Origin of the sequence: Vulcanisaeta sp. JCM 14467 (assembly GCF_001316245.1) — an archaeon.
Taxonomy (GTDB): domain Archaea; phylum Thermoproteota; class Thermoprotei; order Thermoproteales; family Thermocladiaceae; genus Vulcanisaeta.
The window spans coordinates 230,194-251,216 of record NZ_BBDM01000002.1 but is presented as its reverse complement, the minus strand read 5'-3'; the positions used below and the strand labels follow the sequence as shown (position 1 = coordinate 251,216).

Sequence of the window (21,023 nt, the reverse complement as noted above, 5' to 3'; positions counted from 1 at the left end):
TAGGGTGGCTAACGCTCTTGATTTAGCGCTCGAGGAGAGTGAGGGTAAGACTGTAACCATGGTTGGTTACTTCCCGGGGTTTGCCGATAAATTTAGGAAGAGGGCTAGGAGGTTTTATATTCTTGAATTAAATCAAAATCTGCTTGATACGAGTAAAAATGTGTTATTTACCTTTGCAGCTGAAGAGGTTATTCCAAAGAGTGACATTGTAACCCTCACTGCCACAACCATAATAAATAAGAGTATTGAAAGATTATTACAACTTAGCAAATCGGTCTCCGCCAAGGTTTACTTAGTTGGTCCATCCTCTCCGACGTCTGATGTTCTCCTTGACTATGGTATAGACGTCATTGGCGGTGTTAGGGTTAAGGATGAGAAGAAGCTGGTTAGGGCTATTAAGAATGGCATTTTATACCCCTTCTCCGATTATATGAGGAGGGAAGTACTGGAGGAAATTGCGATAGGTATTTTTTTAAAGTGGCGCATTAGAATAGATGCATCTGATGTTCTCCCTTGAACCTGGAATAACCCCATTACCTATAGTAGTTGGCTACTTTATTATTGCAGCTATAATAGCAGTAATCATAATCAAGAAGAGCAAGAACAAGATGAGATTAATGGATTATGTGATGGCGGCCATAGGCGGTGCTATTGTTTCCATCGCAGACCACGTCATTGGAGATATGATTTATCTGCCTGCCCCAATTTACCCATTCATTAATCCCCCAGTTTGGTTTAGGATACTGGTCTTCTTCATCGTGGTGGGTGTAATAAGGAAGGTTGGGGCTGGGATGTTAAGCATGGGCGTTTTCGATATTGTCGGCGATTTAGTTCATTTCGGCTTTGTTGGGGAACCTCTATGGCTCATTGAGGATGTACTGACCTATGGGCTCATGGCTGACATCGCGATCTTCCTAACCCAGGGTAAAATATTCGGAATAGGCGAGAAGAAGAACCAGGTATTTTTTTGCCGCTTTTGAAGGGGCTTTGTTGGGCTTCGTAATGTCCTTCGTTCATCCATTCTTCACTTACGGTTTCATAGCCCCTATACTTTTCGGTTTTACACCGAACAAGGCTAGGGTGATGTTCCTCCTAATTTCTTACATTCCTGGTGATACGGTGATAGGCGCAATATCGGCATTAGTGGCTAATAGAATTGCTAATGTGATGAGGGGCGGAATATGAACTTCCTAGAAATTGATGGGTTAAAAATATCCTATAGTTCATTTTCCTTAAAGGTAGACTCTCTTAGGGTTAGGGAGGGTGAATCAGTTTTAATAACTGGTCGATCTGGCTCTGGGAAGTCCACCTTACTTAATGCGATCAATGGCATAATACCTCATGAGATTGAGGTTGAGGAGGAGGGTGAGGTTAGGGTATTCGGGATTGATGTTAGGAATTCAACAGTACAGCAAATTGCCAGTTACGTGGGAACCCTTCTACAGGATCCAGACTCCCAAATCCTTAATTATTACGTGATTGAGGAATTAGCCTTCGGTGCCGAGAACCTGAACATACCCAGGGAGGAAATACTATCCCGTATCAAGGAGGTATCTCAAATAGTCGGAATATCACATCTCCTAAATAGGGAAACCTCAAGACTATCAGGAGGCGAGAAACAGAGGGTTGTTTTGGGAAGTATTCTCGTAATGAATCCCAGGGCTTTAATCCTCGATGAACCAACATCAAGCATAGACCTAAGAGGAACCAGGGAAATCCTTACAGTATTAAGGGGATTAAGGAACAGGATGAGTATGATAATTGCCGAGCACAAGATAAATAGAGTACTAAACTTCGTCGATAGGGTCATAATATTAGATAATGGAAGGATTATCTACGACGTTAAGAGAGATGACATTAGGAAAATCAAGCTCGAGGACCTAGGGCTTGAGCCACTAAAGCTTACTTCGCCACCAGAGAAGAGGAGGAATGGTGAGGTAGTACTTGAGGCGAAGGTTAAGGTTACGAGTGGTGATAAAACCATAGTAGATACTGAAATTAAATTAAGGAAGGGAATTACCGCACTAATAGGCGATAATGGTAGCGGAAAATCCACACTCCTCAAGGCATTGGCTGGCATTCTGCCCTCAAACATGAAATTTCACGGAAGTATCAAGGTTGAAGGGAAGGATATCTCTAGACTTCCGGTGGAGAGGAGAGGCGAGATCATAGCATACTTACCACAGGAGGTTGATTTGATGTTCACCAAGAGAACAGTTAAGGAGGAGATATCTTACCCTGCGAAAGCTAGAAAGAAGTATAACGAGAAAGTAATCACGGAATTACTGAGACGGTTCAACCTACCCGAGGACCAAGACCCATTCCTTCTCTCAGTTGGACAGAAGAGAAGGGTTGCAATCTCATCTCTACTAGCCACCGGGGTTAAAGTCTTTCTCCTTGACGAACCTACCACAGGTCAGGACTGGTACAATAGGAAGATGCTTGGTGAGGAATTGAGGAGTATAGATGCGTGCTTCCTAGTCGTCACTCACGACCCATTATTCGTATATTACTATGCCGACATGGCCTATGAAATGGTTAATGGAAGGGTTATCCCTATTCCGCCGGAATACGTGATTAAATGGTGGTCACAGTGATCCTCCACGAAGTGGAAAGTTGGTTAATAGTTATTGGGTCCTCCATTTCCCCATTCTATATTCTTTACAAGATTGGATTTAGAGGGCTTGAAAAGTTAACAACATATGTTGAGGGTAGAACTCCATACCATAGACTTCACCCATTAACAAAACTATTGATAACCTTCATAATTACCATAATCTGTGCACAATCAATATGGTGGGTCGGCCTAATCGCCGGCCTAATCTCTCTCTACTTCTACTACACCCTCAGGAGGCTTAGGTTAATATTAACCTTCACATCCCTACAAATGATAGCTTCAGTCCTAGACTATTCCTACTTTGTCTCACCCACCTTAATAGAGAAGATTTTCGGAAACCACCTACTCGTTATCTGGACGTTTCCACCGTACTTCATCTATATGGGTTTTGACCCATACCTCACCCTTCAAGCCATAATCTACTCTCTCCAAGTGAGTATGAGGGTTTGGGGAATGCTCCTATATTCTGACTTAATCCTCCTCACAACAACCCCATCCCAAGTCGTGAGGTCCTTCCATAAACTGAGAGTCCCAATGCCCATCACCTTCGCAGTCACCGTAGCCCTAGTCTCCATCCCCAGGATCTTCGAGACGGCTGACACCATAATAAAGTTACAGTACATGAAGGGAGCTAGAAAGTGGAGGGCCGCATTCGAATCAATAATCCCACTCTTCATTTATGAGTTCAAGAAAGCAAAAACCGTAAGCATCTCCGCAGAGACAAGGGCCTTCATGGCCTACAAAAACAGAACATACATCAACGATATAGAATTTACACGAACTGACAAGCTAGTTTCTGCACTAATGCTATCCCTACTAATTATAGACACTTACCTAGTCATGATAGGACTAATCCCAGCAATTCCCTTCCACGCATAATCCAGTAAAGACGCAATGCCCAATGAATCCAATTAGTATTAATCCCAGCCATCCCACAACCACAAAACACCATGCAGAACAAATATGACGGCCAAAACGACGAATTAAACAACACCTAGATCCCACACAGCACAAGCATTTTTAAGCAAATTACCCAGCCATAACATAGTGATGTAAAGGTTTCCGGCCTGACAACTGATGAAATCACCCTTACTGAGCAATCCTAATCCTCATCACCTCGGGTAATACTTTTAAATCAATTCAATACATTTACGATATGCCTAATCCGTATTTGTATGTGGTGGTTGTTCTTGTGGTTGTCCTGGTGGTTGTTGGTGGTTACCTCGGCATGATGGTTAGTAACGAGGCGGCTAAGGCAACCGCACTGCAGGGCCAACTCAACGCCCTAAAGGCCAACTACACAATGCTCGAGTCGCAGTACACGCAATTACAAAGCCAATACAACCAACTACAATCACAGTATAACGGACTAGAGTCAAACTATACGGCGCTGCAGTCGCAATACAACCAATTAAAAATGAATTATACTGACGTAACAAGAGCAATATCGCTTTACGCATCCATGATAGGTCTCGCTGCCGGAATAATAACAGGGTCTACAGTAAATAGTACATTGAAAAAGTGGTCGCCACTCCTCGTGCTATTCACCAATAATCTAACTAACATAGGGGTGCCAGGCTTCGCCTATAATGCTTCCATGGTTAGGATTATTTGGACTAACTCACCATTTGGCTATGCAATTTATTATCTAGGGTCTTCACTGTTCAATTTATACCTCGGGAATCCGCTATCAAGTGCCGTGGCGATTAATGGCTATGCCGTGTATTCCTATAATGGTACGTTACTAACCTCATGCATGATAAGCCCAGCAATAACCATAAACGCAACCACGATTGTTTATGGAATGCTTATTCCAACAATTAACGAAACCTCCTACTCAACATATGTATTCGTAATGACACCAACAAGCGAATTACCTACTGAGGAGATCTCATTCTCAACAACCTGCACAGTCAATTACCAATTCCCAGCGAGTGTTACCCAACTACCCTACGGATACGTAGTACTCAACACGAGCGTCGGCAACGTGACAATATTATTAATACCAAATCCCTGATGGTGAATGAATAAAATAACTTCTTCTTTTTATTAGTAACTTTATCCGTGCGGATATCATGAGCATTACCATTATATTTCCAGAATACCTAACATTTAAGGCATTAATAGGGGTAAAAGCAAGACCTATCACTTAATGAGAATTTTAACACGACTTAAGCTCAATACCTACCCCATCTACATAATCGCTACAGTAACCACCATCATGCCAACAGCAATTCACCAGTAGTTGGACGGTTAGGGATTCTTAAAGTTAATGAAGCTTAATAATGAACAAATTAAGCCAGTCCTCAGTAAGCTGAACTACCAGAGCATTAAATAGAGTACTCTTCCTCAGGTTTTTCATGGCTATGCACTACACGAACACTGAGGAGGAGACCCAGGGCTATGAGAGCGGCCGCACTAAGTTCGCGGTTATGGGTCACGAAGGCTATCACGAGCACGGCAATGAGTACTGGGACCAGGACTGGCGCGAGCTCGAGAACCAAGATTAGGCAGCCCAACACGAAATCCAGCACATAATCCAACACCCTAATCATCACGATGAACCGAGTAAGCATATTAATAAAGGCATTATTTGGAAACAATGTTGTGATACTCTTCAATCTTCCCTTCAGCTACCTCTTTCAATACGACAAAATATCCAACACTAAGTTGAGCTTACCTGCCGTTAATAATAAATAGGGCTTATTAATATGCGTTAAGTATTATTAAGGGATTTAATTATCAATTGTAAGCCAGGTCTGATTTAAGGGTTAGTTGATCTGTAGTCCCTCAATTCCTCATCAAACACCCTACTGAAGACGTTGAATGCCTCATCACCGTAAAGACAAATTATGATCCTCCTCACACTCCTAAGCCCAGGCGCCTCCCTCCTAATAGCCCTAGCCATCACCCTGGCGGCTTGATCGTAGGGGCACCCAAAGATGCCCGTGCTAATTGCCGGGAAGGCTATGCTGGTTAGGTTCAGTTCCTCAGCCTTCCTGAGTGAGTTTGTTACTGCGTCATCGAGCTTCTCGATTGGCTCGATCCCGCACCTCGGCCCTACTGCATGGATCACGTACTTCGCCTTCAACCTACCTGCACTGGTCACTGCAACGCCACCGACGGGCACGGGGCCGTACTTCCTAACACTCACGGGACTCCTCCTGAATAACCCAACCACCCCTCCTAACAATGGCCCCCGCAACCCCACCACCATGCTCAAGGTATGAATTAGCAGCATTAACAATGGCGTCAGCCTCAACCTCGGTTATATCACCCTTAATAAGCTCCACAATAACGCCATTAGGGAATTTGAAGCTCGGCATAGGTTAGAATTACTTAACAGCCCTTTAATGCTTAATCGGTATGAGGGCCTGAATAATTACTACCTCGGCCCTGCCCACCCTTACTTCACCATTGATTGTTACGGATATTTTTGAAAGACTTAATGACTGGTTAGGTACAGTTACTGGGTAGGTAGCCAGTGCTATTTGACTCCAAGCCAGGCAGGAGTTTTGAGAATTTCCTGAAGGGTAGGGAGGAGGCTAGGGAGGGTTATGAGGTCGATGATAAGAAGGTGACGGAATTACTCCAAAACCTGGTGGATGCTTCATTCCTAACAAAGGAAAACGACCTATATAAACCGAGTGACCCACTAATAGCCAGGGCATTTTAATAGTACATCATGACCCCTGAAACTTAAGTATTATTAGTATTATTAAAGTATCGGCTTAACAATCTTATCCAAATAGTGGTACCTTAGTACGCTTTGGCGGCTTGGGCACCGCCAACCACAGGCTCCTGATATGAATGCCAGGATTAACACAATCAGTAGTGCGTGCTCCAGGGCACCAACCTCGCCGTAGATTGGCACGTAGTACTGGGCCAGTAAGCCGGTTAGTAGTGAGCCGAGTACGTTACCTCCGGTAACTGCTCCATTCCAAACAATCGATGTAGCCCAACTAACCTGTTCTCTTGGGAATAGGTCACCAAGTACTGCCATGATTAGTGGGAAGTTACTGAGTACGAATAGCATGGCGAAGAATGCGAGGACTAGGTTGCCCGTGTATATGAAGGCTATGAATAGTATGGCGAAGGCGAACGTGGAGAATGACGCCATGAACCTCCTACCAACCCTATCACTAAGCCAACCAAGTATTGGCTGACCTATTATGGCTGAGGCGAGTAGTATCGATAGTACCTCGCCGTAGGTTATACTTAACCTAATCCCGAGCACCCTATTTATGTATATGCCCAGGAACGTCTGTATACCCTGACCAGCCGTATTCCTTAACAACGTTATTATAAACAATAATACTATTAACATTATTGAAGCCTTAAGTGTTGTCGGCGCATTTGGTGGGTCGTCCTTATTACTACCCCTCTTATACGCCTTAACATCGAATTTGTAAATACCGTATAATAACACTGCAATGCCCACGACAAACGTCACAAATGCCAATATCCATAGGTTAAAGACGGCACTTACAGTGCCCGCGAAAACAAGAACCGAACCAATAAGTGGGTAAAGCGTCCTGCCGAGACTTCCAAAGGCTCCATTAATACCAAGTGCCGAGCCTGCCGTCCCACCATACGTAGCTGACAATAATGCACTACCAATTGGGTGATAGTAGCTGCCCCGACTCCAGCTAGCACCACGCCTACGTAGACCAAGTATAGGTTATGGATTAGGAAGCCTATTGAGGCAAGCCCAATAGCGAATGCCCATAGGAACATGCCCAGGGCCATGGCCTTCATGTGCCCGCCAAGCCACTTAATGCTGAGTGGGACCAGTGGGCTTGCTATTGCGGAGATTGCGGCGTATAGGCTGAAAGTAGGCCTATTATTGCGTAGTTAACGCCCATTTGGTTGAGTACCGGTAGTATTATGCCTGGTATTAACCACATGTTGCCATCATTTATGAAGTGACCAATTGATGTTAATCCAAGTATTGTCACTCTATCCCTACTTTTCTCCACCTGGGTCATTAACGTTAGGGCTACCCTAATGCTTTTTAAACCAATCGCGTTTAATAAGAATTTAGTGTGCAATTAGCAGGCGCGAAATGCACATAAATCAAGCAGAGCGTTAAGGGAGACGATGGCGAAGGTAGTCTTCTTAATAATGAGTGACGACATAAAGATGGACCTGGCATTAACAATGGCGGCAAACACAGTTGGGACAAATAGGTATGAGGACTTCAAGGTCATCTTCTGGGGGCCAGCCCAGGAAAGATTACTCAGGCTCGAGGGACCTGCCAAGGAGAACTTCGAGAAGTTGTTGAAGGCAGGCGCAATTGATAGCGCGTGCATTAACTACGCCAGGAACAAGGGCATTGACCAACAACTAACGAAGATAGGGCTCAAACTAAACCCAGCCGGCGACAGGGTGGCGTACTACATAAACAATGGTTATCAAGTCCTGGTATTTTAAAACCGAAACAATCAACCCCCAACACTACTCAAACCCTCCTCAATTTGCCAACATTCTTCAGGCTTATCGTGCCAAGCCTATTACCGCCCTGGTCATAGATATAGACCTTACCATTCTCCTCATCACGCACAAGCTTATGCTTACCACTACATATTGGGTAAGTGTCGCTTAACAGTATATGCAGATCCATACAGATTCACCACTCGGTGTTTCATACCCATAAAGTCCTTGGCCGTGTGATATTACCCTCACGATGACCTCATAGGTATTGTGTCTTTACAGGAGTTATTACTAAGTCCAGTTATATGCGTGAAGTATTACATGATATAAGTCATGATTAATATCAAGTCTTTACTAATTAATAACGGCATTATCACATAATGAATCCCTCAAGGTTAGGTAACTCGATTGGCGTTAGGTACTGGATCCTTATGGATGCAATCCTGTTACCGAGGTCGCATGAGCTTAGTGGGTCTAGACCATGTAGGAGTCCCGCTATGTATGCTGCGTTGAATGCGTCGCCGGCGCCTATTGTCGTGATTACGTTATTCACGTTGTATGGTTTGCAGTGGCTACGTTGCCGTTATACACCAATACGGCGCCCCTATCTCCTAGCTTAACCACAGCGTTGACATTGTTGTCCCTCGCTAACTTGGTTAGGATCGATATGTCATTAAATAGTCTCCTCACCTCCTCCTCATTCATGAATACCGTATTCGACTGTTTAATCAGGTCTATAATTAATTCATTATTGCCAATGGCAGGTCCGACATCTAGGAACACTGGGATTGAGTGCTTGTGCGCCATCCTAATCACCTCGGTAAACGTGTTAATGATACTTCTCGAGAAGGATGCGTAGAAGCCACCGATGTATATGGCCCTCGACCTTTTAATCACCTCCTCGTTAACCTCATTGATGGTTAAATCTTTACCAACACCTAAGTAGCCCAGGAAGGCATGGCCGTTATTACCGATGATGTTGTTAGATATCGTTACTGTGCCGTGAACCCTCCTCATAAATCCCGTGTATATACTACCATCATTGAGGTGCTTAACCAAAATGTCGGAGAAATCATCATCACCCACCTTATCAATGACGGCCACGTTAAGGCCGAGCTTACGGGCCACGACGGCTGTGGCACACGCACCACCTGGTGATGTGGCGATTATGTTTGATACGGCAATGTCGCCAATGCCTATTGGTAATTTCTCGACCCTGTAGTAAATATCCAGCACGCAGTCCGAGATTACAATGAGGTCGAACTTATGATTACTCATAATCCCACGCAGTAATCCCAATGCCCCTACCAGTCTCTGGACCGATTACGTACCAGGCAAGTGATGCTACGAAGCCAATCCCGAATATCACTGCGGCTAGCGTGAGGTACATACCCACTGGTAGGTAGGATGATAGGAATATCACGGGTATAGAACCGCCGAGCGACGCGACTCTGACGGCCGCGGTGTAAGAGCCTCTACGCCTGGTGACCCAGTACTCGGACTTCAGTGTGTCTTCGGTTAGGAAGTACGTGTTAACCATTATTGAGAATAGTATGAAGAGCGCCCAGAATAGGTATTGGGACTTTACCAATTCATTAATTAATGACGGCATTAGCACCGAGGTAGCTAGGGACCAAGTGATGAGGCGAGTAGTAGTGACTTCCTACTGAGGAAATCGGCGAGCATGCTCACGGCAATGCCAGAGACGAATGAGGCCAGCGAGAAGGTGAGTATGAGCCAGTTGGTTAGGCTTGGGAAGTAGTAAGGCCCGAAGGTCAGCACAATAAGCGTGAAGCCGGCTGTGTATGACCAACCAATTAGGCCACCAATAACAACCCTAACGGGCAGTGGTGGTAACCTCACAACACTGGCCTTATCCACTAAATCAAGCCCTGAATCACCCCTCATGAGCCTCCTGGCCCTGAGCCAGTGCGGTGATTCTGGGATTAATGACCTGAGTAGGTAGAGTATTGGCACTATTATGAGCATCGTCAGCCCAAGGGCCAACTTCTGGAGGGTTATGGATGTCACGTTAATTAGCGCCAGGGCCGCTGCAATGGCACCGCCGAGGTTCGTGAAATTGAGCACTAAGTAAACAATCCTACTCCTAACCTGCTAGGGAAGTACTCGTGGGCCGATATCATGACCGTATTATACTCACCACCGACAGCGAGCATTAGTACGGCTATTGAGGTTAGGAGGATTACGTAATTCGCGCTGAGTATTAGCCCCATGGAGCCGACTATGTACATTAGCAATGACAAATAAAGGCTCCTTCTCCTACCAACCACGTCCGAGATGGGTCCCATTAATGCGCCACCGAGTAGCAGCCACAGTGGTGGCCATACTGATAATAGGGCTATTAAGTACCTGGGCACTGAGAACCAGTTGGTTGCGATGTAGGCTATTGAGTAGATGTAAGCCTCAATCGCGGCGCTTACCGAGAACACCGTGAAAACCAGTGTGTGAACCTTACTCCATCTCTCGAGTTCCATAATCATGATAGGATAGACATCCTATTTATAAGCAATTCCTTACGAAGCACGGCATAAGGTATATTAATACCTAACAATAACTTATGGTGATGGATGTCTCGCTGATACTTGGTATTGTTGGGCCTATAGTCACGATTGTCGTTATTCTGGGTACTTCGCTTTATTGGCTTGGCGGCAAGTTTAAGGAGATTGACATGAGGTTCCAACAAATAGACCAGAGATTTAATGAGCTAAAGAATTACGTTGACGAGAGGTTTAATAGGTTGGTAAACATAATTACTGGGCAGAATGAGTTCCTCACGGAGTTCCTAGGCTTTAGGGGTATTCTCGATAGTAGGGATGTTAGCTTCGTGAAGTCAGTGCTACGTAGCATGGTCAACATGGCCACGAACCCATTCACCGAGGCTGAGAAGAAGAGGTTGCTTGAGCTTATTGATAAGGATGAGTTGACGCTTGAGGAAGCCAATGAGTTGCTGGAGTTGGCTAGGAAGTTCGCCATGGAGTATGGCGATAGGGGTCCAGACGTGTGGAAGGTCCTTTGGTACGCAGCGGCCATGCGCGGAATAACGTTGAGGAAGCTCGAGGAAAAGAAGGCTAAGGAGAGGCAGGGAGAGTCCGCTGGGACCTAAGGGTTTATTTTCCCACCTGCCTTTCACCGCATTTTGTGAAGCTTAACTTTGGTAGGGATTTCCTCGACTTCGTGGTTGAGGGTGAGGATGACCTATACGTCGTTTACTTACTGATCGATCCTGGCGACGTCATTTACGGGTGGACTGTCAGGGAGTTTAGGGCGAGGGAGGGTGGTAGGGGTGAGAGGGTTAGGATTTATGTCGGTCTTAGGGTTGAGGGTCTTGAGTACCATGCCTTTAGGGGTACGCTTAGGGTTAGGGGCATTCTCATTGAGGTCCCTGAGTGGTTTGAGGGTGCTAAGGGTAGTCACCACACCATGGAGCTTGCCTACGGGCTTGAGTATAGGTTGGTTAAGCCGAATGGGGTTGATAGGGAGTTCGTTAGTAAGGTCCTGGAAATGTTCAGCGGTGCATCGGTGAGTGTGTTGTTGGTTTCAGTGTCCATGGAGGAGGTGGCTGTTGCCCACATTCGTAGGTTTGGTAGGGAGTTGCTCGGTACAATACCGATTCAAAGTGGTGGTAAGGAGGGTGAGGACTCGCTGGATAGGTTCAAGAGGTCACTTAGGAGCGTGCTCACCCAGGTCAGGCAGTGGGTCCAGAGTAGGAGGCCCACGCACATAATCGTGGTTGGTAATCACATGACCCTCTCCATGGCTAGGGAGGTCATTAATGAGGAACTGGGTAAATTAGGCTTGCCAATTATTTACCATGAGCAGGGTGAGGGTGGGTTAGCAGGCGTTTATGAGTTTGAGAGGGTTGGTGTTGGCGTTCTTAGGAAGTTGAACATCGACCTTGGGCAGGAATACGTGGATGAAGTATTCAATAGGTTGGGCATGGGTAATGGCCTTGTTGCCGTGGGTATTGATGAGGTTAGGAAGGCCCTTGAGTTCGGTGCTGTGGAGACGTTGGTTGTCCTTGATGAGACGTATAAGGAAAGGGGTATTGAAATGAGGGATTTAATAAGCATGGCACTGAGGACTAGGGCAAACCTAATCATTGTACCATCAAGTATTGAGGGTGGTGAGAGACTTAGGAGTATTGGCGGCGTGGCGGCACTACTTAGGTTCCCTATTTCTCCTTAGCCTTAGTCATCTCAGTCTTCGGTGAGCCCTGGTTTATTATTTGAGTTATTTTATCGTAGGCCTCTAGTATGAGTACCATGGACCTAACCAACTCATTAATCCTATCAATGTCCTTAGTCTCCTTAAGCTCATTATTAATCATGACGAGCCTCTCATAGAGCGTGTCCCTAATGTCCATGAGCCCATACCTAATCATAACCTCCTTCTCCTCAGCATCAGACCTAACAATTACCACGGGCCTATCACAATTAGCACAGTAATACTCACCAGTCTTCAACCTAAGCAGTGGCGTGCCGCACACTGGGCATGTGTAGCTCGTCAACGTGGCCCCAGCCCTGATCAATTGAGCCATCTTCTTAGCAACCAAATCCCTACTACTAATACTCACGTTACTTAGGTATAAGCAATCTGCTTATAAACCCAACGAAGCAATGCCCAAGTTAAGTATTTAAGCCAAGGATCGACATTACGCTGGGTGATGAGTGACATGCCATGTGACTGGTGATCGATCCTGGGGTACCTGATTATTGCATATGCCCTTAATTCAGGAATAAGGTTAATAGGGCATCAACAACGCCAATACCCGTGGAATACAGGGCATTCGGCAAGACCGGGGTCAAGGTCTCGGTAATCGGCATGGGCACGTACTACGACCCAGCCTGGATAATACTATCGAGACTAGCATAAGCCTGGCTATGATAGGAGGCTTAGGGCGTTGAGGGTTGGTCTTGAGGCGGTATAAACTTCATTGATACTGCCGAGATTTACGGGTCTGAGCCTCTGGTTGGTGAGGCTATTAGGGGTTTTGATAGGGAGGAGTTGTTCATAGCGACGAAGGTTTGGCCGACCCATTTGAGGTATGAGGCTGTTATTAAGGCTACGAAGAGGAGCCTTGCCAGGCTTGGTGTTAAGTACATAGACCTATACCAAATACACTTCCCGAATAGGAGGGTGCCGATTACGGAGACCATGAGGGCCATGGAGTACCTAGTCGATAATGGGTTGATAAGGTTCATCGGCCTTAGTAACTTCAGCCTTAACCAGGTCATTGAGGCACAGGGCGCCCTTAAGAAGTATGAGGTCGCATCAATACAAATGCCCTACAGCCTAATGGATAGGAGGATTGAGGCCGACATAATACCCTACGCCAAGAAGAACGGTATGGCCGTGATAGCCTACTACCCACTCGGTCATGGGAGGCTCATTAGGGAGTTCCCGAGGGATGCCCTTGAGGTTATTGCTAGGAATCATGGGCCTAAGACTGTGGCCCAGGTGGTGCTTAATTGGATAATTAGTAAGCATGAGAATGTATTCCCAATACCGAGGGCTTCAAACCCTGACCACGTTAGGGAGAACCTAGGTGCCGCTGGTTGGAGGTTGAGTGAGGAGGAGATTAGGATCCTTGAGAGTATTAGGTTTGGTTAAGCCTTTAGCTAAATACGCCATTGGGCATTACATATATTGATTAAGAGGGCTTCATTACGAAGTTTAAGGATAATTGATATTGTCAATTCATTTGAATATATTTAAATAAATTTAAATAGAAATATTTATTAATAACTGCATTTCTATGGCAATGATCAATTATGTGCATGCCAAGTCCATACATGACGAAGAAGAAGGGTAAGGAGGAAGAGACAAAGACTGAGGGCGAGAATAAGCAGGAGGTGCAGGCTAAGGAGTGAGCATTATTAGAGGTTAGCATGTTTAAAATAATTAAAGTGACTTTTCCTTATTCCCATGCAGAAAATGCATCATTCCTTATGCAATTTTAACTTGAATTACCAGGGTAATAAGTGCCATGAGAATACTGATACTAATCACCAGCTCAACCCTGGATCGCCTAATCACGCTGGGAACAATAACCCTTGGCGCGGTCAGTATGGGGCATGAAGTCGCGATATACGCAACCCAGTCGGCATCCTTTGCATTCCTTAGGGGTTATGCCGATAAGATTGGTGGTTACAATAGTGATTCGGTATTAAGCGAATTGGCTGGCGGTGTTGTTCGTGGTTATAATGATGCCATTAAGGGTGGTAGGTTTTACAGGTGGTATGAAATGATTAGGCAGGCTAAGGAAATCGGTAATGTCAGGGTCTACGTCTGCACCCAGCCCTTTGAGTTGGCTGGTATTAAGGTTGGTTTGGGGGATTTCCTGGATGTGGTTGATGAGTTGGTTATGATTGGTAAGTACGTTGAGTTGCTTGAGTGGTGCGATAAGTCCGTGTCTCTTTGATTCATTTATATTTATTTGAATTTAAATAAATAGTTATCTGTGCAAAAAGAGCACTGATCTAAGCTATATTAAGCCATGACGTGGGTTATCGCCGTGGGATTTATGGGGACGGAGAATGGTATGGTAAGGAGGATAGGCGATAATAAGTATTTACTGGATGCCAGGGGCTATGCCTGCCCATACCCGCAGGTATTTACGCTTAAGGTGATTAAGGAGTTGAAAAGTGGGTCAATAATGGAGGTACTGGTTGACAACCCGGCGAGTTGTGATAATGTTCCGGCGGCGGTTAGGAAGCTTGGTCATGAGGTTCTCGAGGTTAGGCAGGAGGGTGGTTACTGGAGGATTGTGGTTAGGAAGCGGTGATTACCGTGAGGGAGGATAGGATTGGTAGGTTTAGGGAGAGGTTAGATAAGTACCTGGACCTTGGCATCAATCTATTGTCACTCGCCATTGGCTGTTCGGTTAAGGTTGACCTTTACGACACGTTATACCCAGCCCTCTCACTCATAAGTAATGAAATGAGTAAGCTAAACCTTGAGATACAGCATAGGGAGGATGTTGCGGTGTTAAGGAGTGATGGTAATTACTCCCTGAATAGGAGGATATACGGCGTGGATGGTAGTGGCGTGAGTAGGGATGAGCTTGAGAGGATCAACCCATCCGTAGCATTACTATTGCTTCAGGTTCATCAATCACGTGCAGCATCACCGAGAGAATTTGCCAATTCCATAATAAGTCTCTATAGGAGGTTGGGGAGTTCAAGCGTTAGGGTTAGGATTGGTAAGGGGCATTCAATAGTTTCGACTAGGGAGAAGGCGGAGTTTGCGTTGGTTGATTTCATAAGTACGAAGGTGGGTAATGAGTATTTATTGGCTAATAATGACACGATACAAATAATAGACCCGACGGAGGACCCAGGCAGTTATAGGCAGGTGGCTACTGCCGTGAGTAATGCGCTGAATGATCTATTCATTAAGGGGGTCTACAAGGACGTAACCATATACCCGGTCTACGACGCGCCCATTGATGGGCTTAGGAGGAATTGTTAAGGAGATTCAGGGAATTCAGTGGTAGGTGGGGTTTTAAACTAATTGCTGATGTCCCGCAGCCAAGGGTCAATTACTTATTAATGGGTGCAACAGTTGTTGGCTTGCTTGATAAGGAGCCACCAATGTTTTACGATAATATTAGGGCTGGCTTCAAGATATTGGTCACAAGGCCCTTTGGAGAACTCTCCGTAATCTCAACGTACTTGACAGCGCATGTTGATGAATCGATAATGGAGGAGTTTGAACACAATGTAATGAGCATTGATGATCTTGAGAAACTGAAAATAGAAATAATGGACACCCTCTCGAGACCGAACATCGAGATAGCCAGGGTGATAAATAAGTACCTGCCGGAGCTTGACGAGTCCTTTAGGGAGGATGAGCATATAGCGGCTACGATAGACATATCTGGGCCAGGTATATTCGTGTTTAAGGAGCTTGCGGAACAGGCTAACGTCGACATTGCACTGCATAGCATACCATTATTATCGCCAGAGGTTGCTAGGTTTGCGGCTGAGCATTATATAATCACTGACGCCACCGCGGGCACAAATGGTGCAATAGCGATTGTGGCGGGTAAGGATGTCGTTGACTCAATAATTAATGATTTGAGGGGTATTGAGGGTGTTCAACCGATGGTCATTGGTGAGGTCATGGGTAGGGGGACGGTAGGTTATTCGTGCCTGACTACGTAACTAGGTATATCACGAATAAATCCTTGCTAATGAAATTGACAATGAACATTGACGTGCTAAGGGGCTTAAGGAGACAACAGGTTAGTTGTGAGAGGGTTAGGGTTGAGGCTAAGGTCTTTGGTAATGTTCAGGGCGTGGGCTTTAGACCAACACTACGTAGGCAAGCCCTATCCCTCGGTTTGACTGGCTATGCCAGGAACTTGTCTGATGGTTCTGTGGAGGTTGTTGTTGAGGGCTGTAGGAGGATGTGATGGCATTCATTGAGTGGGTTAGGTCAAGCCCAGTTGGCTCTGTTGAGACTGTAATTTACGTGGTTAAGCAGTACCGTGGGGAATTTGAGGATTTTGAAATAAGGTGACTAAGTACGAGCCCCTTACGTGAATACCATCTTATAAACCCATCTATCCAATTAATAATCGGCACACGCTATGAGCATATTTATACAATTTCATTAACTGGGTGTGGGTGCTATGGGTAGTGGTAATGTGATCGATGTTAGGGGTCTTCAATGCCCAACGCCCGTGACCATAGTTGCCAATGCCGTTGACAGGGCTGAGAGTGGTTCGGTACTTACGGTGATAACGGACGACTTCGTATGCTTCATGATGATACAGAGGATACTAAAGATATTAAACGTAGAGATTAAGGAGGCTGTGCAACTTGATGATGGTAATTACAGGATAGTCATTGTTAAGTCCCATGATAAGTCATAATTAAGTCGTAATGAGTATTGCCTTTTAATCACTTTATGGTAAGCGTAATTTAATGGTAACGATAGCGTTTAAGGTATTTTACGATGGAACATTATTTAGTGGTTTTACGGGTAATACCAACTCTGTTGAGTACTACCTTAGGAGGGCCATTAAGCACTTTATAAGTGACTTCAAATTGAGTAAGGCGTCGAGGACGGATCCTGGGGTTAGTGCCATTGGTAATGTGATTTCCGTGAAGTATGATGGCGAGCTTAGGCTAGTGCCTGGCATGATCAATTCAGAATTGCCGAATGGAATCAGGGTATGGGCCTGGGCTGAGGTGAGTAATGATTTTCGCGCGAGGGCGGCAGTGTCTAGGACGTACCTCTACGTCATGCCTTGGTTATACGAGGATGTTGATTTAATGAGGGATGCGGCGAAAATGTTTATCGGCGTTCATGACCTTGCTAACTTCCAGGTTAGGGAGAGGGGCGTCCCGACCACCGTGTTGATAAATGGCATTAACGTTGAGAGGCTTGGTGATTACCTGGTATTTACGATCAATGGTCGTGGGTTTAAGAATAAGATGATTAGGAAGATTGTTAATGCCATTAGGATGGTTGGTTCAGGCGTATTGACTGTGAATGAGTTGAGGGATTTAATAGAGTTGAGGGTTAAAAGACCAATACCGCCTGCACCGCCTTATGGCTTATTACTATTGGGTGTGAGTTATGGCGATAGGGAACCAAACTGGGTCTTGAGTGGTGATGACATTTCCTACGTAATTAATTACCTAGTGAATAAGTGGTATAGTTCATTACCTGGTTCCTTTGTCCTTTCAAAAATTCTTCATGATTTTATGGATATAAATAAATTATTTAGTCGTATTTAAACATAGCATGGACCAAATGTTTAAATAATAAATAAAATAGTATACACACGGGAGTTTTGTGGCGTATTTCGACATAGACATAGCTGCAGGGAGGGCCTTGGTGAACGTAAGCTAGTATCCATGATTCAGCAACGGATAAGCTCCCTGCCTTGGGACTTGGAGCCCAACGAGCAGGACTTCCTGACAGCTACGCCTATCAGGATTTAAGATATTACTTATTGCATAAGTTTGGATTACTCAATTTAAGCAATGAGGATGCATCATACGAATTATGCAGGAGGATTTTAAGAAATGATGAGCAGGTGGTTAGGATTGTCGATGAGTGGTTTAATTGGTGGGTTGTTAAGTGGAGACAGAGGGTCAAGCTCGTCTTCACCGAGAATGAGCAGGCAAACACGGATAGCAATGCCGATATTCAGGGTAATGTGAATGAGCTCCTCAAGAGTCTTCCCAAGGACTTAGTTGATAAGTTACGTAGGGAGATCATTGTCGAGTTGATAAGGCAGAATGAGATATGCAGCCTTGACGTAGTCTCAGACTTCATACTAAAGACAACACTTAACGACCTCATTAATGAGTATGGTAAGGACGGCGCATTAAGGCTCTTGTCGACGAACATCACGAGCGTAAGGCTGAGACTGCTTAGGAAGATAATGGAGATAAAGGAATCAAATCAACCGCTGGTTATCCTCAGGGTTAGGATAAGTCCGTCACAGCCATACCAGGGAGTCTCGTAATACCGATGAGCGCTTACCGTAAGTCATACAGGAAGGGGATGATTAAGGTAGCCATTGCTTATCCATCAAATGCCAGGGTAGCCCTACAATCACTGTCAATACACATAATCAGGAAGTTACTGAACGAGCATCCAAGCGTGTACTCCGAGTTCGTTTTCATGAGTGATGATGGCAGGTCAGTTACGAAATCGCTAAGGGACTTCGACATAGTACTATTCTCGGTGCACTACGAGCTTGATTACCCACGAATACTGAAGATGCTGGAGATAAGCGGCATAAACCCATTCAGTGTGCAAAGGACTTCTGAGGACCCGTTAATCGTCATGGGAGGGCCAACACTGATGGCTAATCCAGAGCCTATGGCGCCATTCGCGGACATAATCCTCATTGGTGATGCGGAGGTACTAATACCCGAGCTCATTAATCACTACCTAGAGTATGGCAAGGACGTTGAGAAGTACGTAGACATAACAGGTTTTTACGTGCCATCACTTGGTAAGCATACCGTAATCAAGGCGTTTGTGAAGGATTTGTCATACTCCATTAGGTTGATCTATGACACGGCAATCGAATTAAGCACGAGCAGCGCTGGGTCCGTATTTAATTATCCAGCAGTCCTGGAGGTCATGAGGGGTTGTCCAAGGGGTTGCCTATTCTGTATGGAAGGTTTTATCGGAAGGCCCGTCAGGTTTACCGACATTAATTCTATTAAGGAATTGATAATTAAGGATTTAAGTAGGGATGAGAAGTTGATTAATGGGGTATCCCTAATAGGGCTTTCCGTAACTGATCACCCAGGTTTTAGGGAGTTAATGGGCTTCCTAGTGAATGAGTTAGGGCTTGGCGTGTCTGTTCCCTCACTACGCGTTGATACGTTGAATAAGGATATCATTAAGTTAATTGCAAAGGGAGGCCAAAGTCCTCACGATAGCCCCTGAGTCAAGCGAGAGACTGAGGAAGGCCCTGGGTAAGGGGTTCACTGATGATGACATTGTGAGGGTAGCCATGGATGCAGTGGAGGCCGGCATCGATCACTTAAAGCTTTACTTCATGGTTGGGTTGCCAGGGGAGACGGATGAGGACATTGAGTCAATAATTAACCTGCTACAGAGACTTAAAAGACTTGGCGTTCGGTACTCACTCTCGGTTAATCCCTGGATACCTAAACCGCACACGCATTGCAATGGCTACCAATGGCTGATGAGGACGTAGTTAATGAAAGGATTAAGGCCTTAAGGGAATTACACGCTTACACCGAATTCTCGACATATAATATACTTGACGCCAAGGTTCAAGCACTGCTCTCGCTTGGTGATCGTGACGTTAGTAATTTAGTATTCGAAGCCTCACTGACAAGCCTTGACAGGGGCTCCTGGAGGAGACTGCTTAGGAAGTACGGGGACCTGCTCAATAAGTACGTGTATTCATGGAAACCACTTAACGCTGAACTGCCCTGGAGCCACATAAAAATTCCAGGCGCTGAGGAGGAGAATCTTAAATCGTTACTGATGAAATACGTTGATGAGGTTCATATCAGTTTTCCTCAAATGCCTGGAAAATAAATGTAAGATGAAAATGTATTTGATAATTTTCAAGTAATACTTATGGTATATAATTTTTTTTAGATAATATAATTACATTATTTATGTAAATCTTTTTAAATGAGGTCATTAGTGCTTTTCGGTGAATATATGGTCTGGAATGGGGTGCACTTCAATCTGAACACCATAATACCCTGGTACGTCATATTAATATGGTCAGTACTTTACTTCGCCCTGCTTGCATGGGCATGGAGACCTAAGGAGGGTAGACCCTTCGGCAACTTCAAAACCATTGATTTCGTGTACATAGCCCTAATAGCCGCATTGCTCATCGTCTATAACTTCTTTATATCACCATTAATACCTAAGGTAGGTACTGTCACTACTTACTTCTATTACCCAATAATTGGCGAGACATTCCTTGTGATGCTAGCCGCCGCCCTAGTCGGTAAACCGGGGTCCGCCGGGTTAACCGTGTTCATATACACGCTTCTCTCTGACATTATTCATTATGGCTTTGGTGGTGAGCCCTTCTGGTTTATTTACGAGGTTACCTCATACGCTGCCATAATTGATTTGTGGCTGATCTATAGGGGTAAGTATTATATGTTGCCATTTAGGGGAGTCTTTAAGGGCGTGGCTAGTTCTAAGGAGCCTAGTGGTGAGTCGGTGGCTAGTGAGGAGTTGGAGGAGGAGTTGAAATCAGCCAAGGCACTATTCATCGTTGATGCATTACTTGGTGGTATCACGATATCCATGGCATACCCATTCTGGTGGAGGGGCTTTTGGGGACCATTTGTTTTAGGGATATCATTCACCCCAAGTTTATGGGCAATAACGAGTATAGCAAGTATTGGTGCTGGCGCTGTGCTTGGTCTTGTGGTGGCGCCATTTATATACTACATTAAGAGGGTATTGACTTAGG

At 45.1% G+C, this 21,023-nt stretch carries 27 protein-coding genes and 4 pseudogenes; 21 read left to right on the top strand and 10 right to left on the bottom strand.

Features of this window, described 5'->3' with window-relative positions:
* Positions 1-4 precede the first annotated feature (4 nt).
* The 5 genes from JCM14467_RS03455 (at position 5) to JCM14467_RS03435 (ending at position 4,634) form a co-directional block, all read left to right on the top strand.
* Positions 5-517 carry a Rossmann-like domain-containing protein gene (locus JCM14467_RS03455; RefSeq protein WP_252900584.1) on the top strand — a complete coding sequence of 171 codons (513 nt, stop codon included), beginning with the start codon at positions 5-7 and terminating at the stop codon, positions 515-517.
* The gene (locus JCM14467_RS03450; RefSeq protein ID WP_252900583.1) at positions 495-980 is read left to right on the top strand and encodes a hypothetical protein; all 486 of its coding nucleotides are present in this window, start codon (positions 495-497) and stop codon (positions 978-980) included. The genes JCM14467_RS03455 and JCM14467_RS03450 overlap by 23 nt, the downstream gene beginning before the upstream one ends.
* A gap of 201 nt (positions 981-1,181) precedes the next feature.
* Entirely contained in the window at positions 1,182-2,597 is a 1,416-nt protein-coding gene (locus JCM14467_RS03445; protein ID WP_054849156.1) for an ABC transporter ATP-binding protein, read from the top strand.
* Positions 2,582-3,496: an energy-coupling factor transporter transmembrane component T family protein gene (locus JCM14467_RS03440; RefSeq protein ID WP_252900582.1), complete on the top strand. Its 915-nt coding sequence runs from the start codon at positions 2,582-2,584 to the stop codon at positions 3,494-3,496. Before JCM14467_RS03445 ends, JCM14467_RS03440 begins: the two co-directional genes overlap by 16 nt.
* 277 nt (positions 3,497-3,773) lie before the next feature.
* The gene (locus JCM14467_RS03435) at positions 3,774-4,634 is read left to right on the top strand and encodes a hypothetical protein (RefSeq protein ID WP_054849154.1); all 861 of its coding nucleotides are present in this window, start codon (positions 3,774-3,776) and stop codon (positions 4,632-4,634) included.
* Positions 4,635-4,947: 313 nt separating this feature from the next.
* On the opposite strand, the gene JCM14467_RS15415 is transcribed toward JCM14467_RS03435, so the two are convergent.
* Positions 4,948-5,172 carry a hypothetical protein gene (locus JCM14467_RS15415; protein WP_252900581.1) on the bottom strand — a complete coding sequence of 75 codons (225 nt, stop codon included), beginning with the start codon at positions 5,170-5,172 and terminating at the stop codon, positions 4,948-4,950.
* A 209-nt stretch (positions 5,173-5,381) separates the two neighbouring features.
* A pseudogene (locus tag JCM14467_RS03430) lies at positions 5,382-5,943 on the bottom strand (ADP-ribose-binding protein).
* A 158-nt stretch (positions 5,944-6,101) separates the two neighbouring features.
* Here JCM14467_RS03430 and JCM14467_RS03425 point away from each other — a divergent pair.
* Positions 6,102-6,293: a hypothetical protein gene (locus JCM14467_RS03425; protein ID WP_054849153.1), complete on the top strand. Its 192-nt coding sequence runs from the start codon at positions 6,102-6,104 to the stop codon at positions 6,291-6,293.
* 42 nt (positions 6,294-6,335) lie between these two features.
* On the opposite strand, the gene JCM14467_RS03420 is transcribed toward JCM14467_RS03425, so the two are convergent.
* Both JCM14467_RS03420 and JCM14467_RS15410 read right to left on the bottom strand, forming a co-directional pair.
* On the bottom strand, positions 6,336-7,223 hold the full coding sequence (locus JCM14467_RS03420) for an MFS transporter (protein ID WP_252900580.1): 888 nt from the start codon (positions 7,221-7,223) through the stop codon (positions 6,336-6,338).
* 196 nt (positions 7,224-7,419) lie between these two features.
* Entirely contained in the window at positions 7,420-7,605 is a 186-nt protein-coding gene (locus JCM14467_RS15410; RefSeq protein WP_252900579.1) for a hypothetical protein, read from the bottom strand.
* Between the two features lie 112 nt (positions 7,606-7,717).
* Between JCM14467_RS15410 and JCM14467_RS03415 the strand changes: the two genes are divergently transcribed.
* Positions 7,718-8,050 carry a DsrE family protein gene (locus tag JCM14467_RS03415; RefSeq protein WP_054849152.1) on the top strand — a complete coding sequence of 111 codons (333 nt, stop codon included), beginning with the start codon at positions 7,718-7,720 and terminating at the stop codon, positions 8,048-8,050.
* 28 nt (positions 8,051-8,078) lie between these two features.
* On the opposite strand, the gene JCM14467_RS03410 is transcribed toward JCM14467_RS03415, so the two are convergent.
* The 5 genes and pseudogenes from JCM14467_RS03410 to JCM14467_RS15395 form a co-directional block, all read right to left on the bottom strand.
* On the bottom strand, positions 8,079-8,240 hold the full coding sequence (locus JCM14467_RS03410; RefSeq protein WP_252900578.1) for an iron-binding protein: 162 nt from the start codon (positions 8,238-8,240) through the stop codon (positions 8,079-8,081).
* A gap of 183 nt (positions 8,241-8,423) precedes the next feature.
* A pseudogene (locus JCM14467_RS03400) lies at positions 8,424-9,328 on the bottom strand (carbohydrate kinase family protein).
* On the bottom strand, positions 9,321-9,662 hold the full coding sequence (locus JCM14467_RS15405) for a hypothetical protein (RefSeq protein ID WP_252900577.1): 342 nt from the start codon (positions 9,660-9,662) through the stop codon (positions 9,321-9,323). Before JCM14467_RS15405 ends, JCM14467_RS03400 begins: the two are co-directional and overlap by 8 nt.
* Positions 9,663-9,676: 14 nt before the next feature.
* The gene (locus JCM14467_RS15400; protein WP_252900576.1) at positions 9,677-10,138 is read right to left on the bottom strand and encodes a hypothetical protein; all 462 of its coding nucleotides are present in this window, start codon (positions 10,136-10,138) and stop codon (positions 9,677-9,679) included.
* Positions 10,138-10,545 (bottom strand): MFS transporter, encoded by a 408-nt coding sequence (locus JCM14467_RS15395; protein WP_252900575.1) that lies wholly within the window; start codon positions 10,543-10,545, stop codon positions 10,138-10,140. The genes JCM14467_RS15400 and JCM14467_RS15395 overlap by 1 nt, the downstream gene beginning before the upstream one ends.
* 89 nt (positions 10,546-10,634) lie before the next feature.
* Between JCM14467_RS15395 and JCM14467_RS03390 the strand changes: the two genes are divergently transcribed.
* Complete coding sequence (locus JCM14467_RS03390) at positions 10,635-11,174, top strand: hypothetical protein (protein WP_054849204.1); 540 nt, start codon at positions 10,635-10,637, stop codon at positions 11,172-11,174.
* 35 nt (positions 11,175-11,209) lie between these two features.
* Positions 11,210-12,256: a pelota family protein gene (locus JCM14467_RS03385; protein ID WP_054849149.1), complete on the top strand. Its 1,047-nt coding sequence runs from the start codon at positions 11,210-11,212 to the stop codon at positions 12,254-12,256.
* Here JCM14467_RS03385 and JCM14467_RS03380 read toward each other — a convergent pair.
* On the bottom strand, positions 12,243-12,644 hold the full coding sequence (locus JCM14467_RS03380) for an Sjogren's syndrome/scleroderma autoantigen 1 family protein (protein ID WP_054849148.1): 402 nt from the start codon (positions 12,642-12,644) through the stop codon (positions 12,243-12,245). The genes JCM14467_RS03385 and JCM14467_RS03380 overlap by 14 nt on opposite strands.
* Positions 12,645-12,841: 197 nt before the next feature.
* Here JCM14467_RS03380 and JCM14467_RS03375 point away from each other — a divergent pair.
* The 12 genes and pseudogenes from JCM14467_RS03375 to JCM14467_RS03325 all read left to right on the top strand — a co-directional run bounded on the left by JCM14467_RS03375 (position 12,842) and on the right by JCM14467_RS03325 (position 21,022).
* Positions 12,842-13,681 (top strand): annotated as a pseudogene (locus tag JCM14467_RS03375) (aldo/keto reductase).
* A gap of 376 nt (positions 13,682-14,057) precedes the next feature.
* The gene (locus JCM14467_RS03370; protein ID WP_054849147.1) at positions 14,058-14,492 is read left to right on the top strand and encodes a hypothetical protein; all 435 of its coding nucleotides are present in this window, start codon (positions 14,058-14,060) and stop codon (positions 14,490-14,492) included.
* A 75-nt stretch (positions 14,493-14,567) separates the two neighbouring features.
* Positions 14,568-14,855 (top strand): sulfurtransferase TusA family protein, encoded by a 288-nt coding sequence (locus JCM14467_RS03365; RefSeq protein WP_252900574.1) that lies wholly within the window; start codon positions 14,568-14,570, stop codon positions 14,853-14,855.
* A pseudogene (locus tag JCM14467_RS20355) lies at positions 14,852-16,236 on the top strand (SelD-related putative sulfur metabolism protein). The gene JCM14467_RS03365 and the pseudogene JCM14467_RS20355 overlap by 4 nt, the downstream one beginning before the upstream one ends.
* Positions 16,221-16,487, top strand: coding sequence for an acylphosphatase (locus tag JCM14467_RS15380; RefSeq protein WP_252900571.1), 267 nt, complete (start codon positions 16,221-16,223; stop codon positions 16,485-16,487). Before JCM14467_RS20355 ends, JCM14467_RS15380 begins: the two are co-directional and overlap by 16 nt.
* 219 nt (positions 16,488-16,706) lie before the next feature.
* Complete coding sequence (locus tag JCM14467_RS03355; RefSeq protein WP_054849146.1) at positions 16,707-16,949, top strand: sulfurtransferase TusA family protein; 243 nt, start codon at positions 16,707-16,709, stop codon at positions 16,947-16,949.
* 52 nt (positions 16,950-17,001) lie between these two features.
* Positions 17,002-17,820, top strand: a complete 819-nt coding sequence (locus tag JCM14467_RS03350) for a pseudouridine synthase (protein WP_054849145.1) — start codon at positions 17,002-17,004, stop codon at positions 17,818-17,820.
* A 149-nt stretch (positions 17,821-17,969) separates the two neighbouring features.
* Complete coding sequence (locus JCM14467_RS03345; RefSeq protein ID WP_252900570.1) at positions 17,970-18,557, top strand: hypothetical protein; 588 nt, start codon at positions 17,970-17,972, stop codon at positions 18,555-18,557.
* A gap of 5 nt (positions 18,558-18,562) precedes the next feature.
* Entirely contained in the window at positions 18,563-19,495 is a 933-nt protein-coding gene (locus JCM14467_RS03340; protein ID WP_054849143.1) for a hypothetical protein, read from the top strand.
* On the top strand, positions 19,458-19,769 hold the full coding sequence (locus JCM14467_RS03335; RefSeq protein ID WP_054849142.1) for a radical SAM protein: 312 nt from the start codon (positions 19,458-19,460) through the stop codon (positions 19,767-19,769). Before JCM14467_RS03340 ends, JCM14467_RS03335 begins: the two co-directional genes overlap by 38 nt.
* Positions 19,751-20,119, top strand: coding sequence for a hypothetical protein (locus JCM14467_RS03330; RefSeq protein WP_054849141.1), 369 nt, complete (start codon positions 19,751-19,753; stop codon positions 20,117-20,119). The genes JCM14467_RS03335 and JCM14467_RS03330 overlap by 19 nt, the downstream gene beginning before the upstream one ends.
* A gap of 129 nt (positions 20,120-20,248) precedes the next feature.
* On the top strand, positions 20,249-21,022 hold the full coding sequence (locus JCM14467_RS03325) for a hypothetical protein (RefSeq protein WP_054849202.1): 774 nt from the start codon (positions 20,249-20,251) through the stop codon (positions 21,020-21,022).
* The last annotated feature ends 1 nt before the right edge of the window (position 21,023 follow it).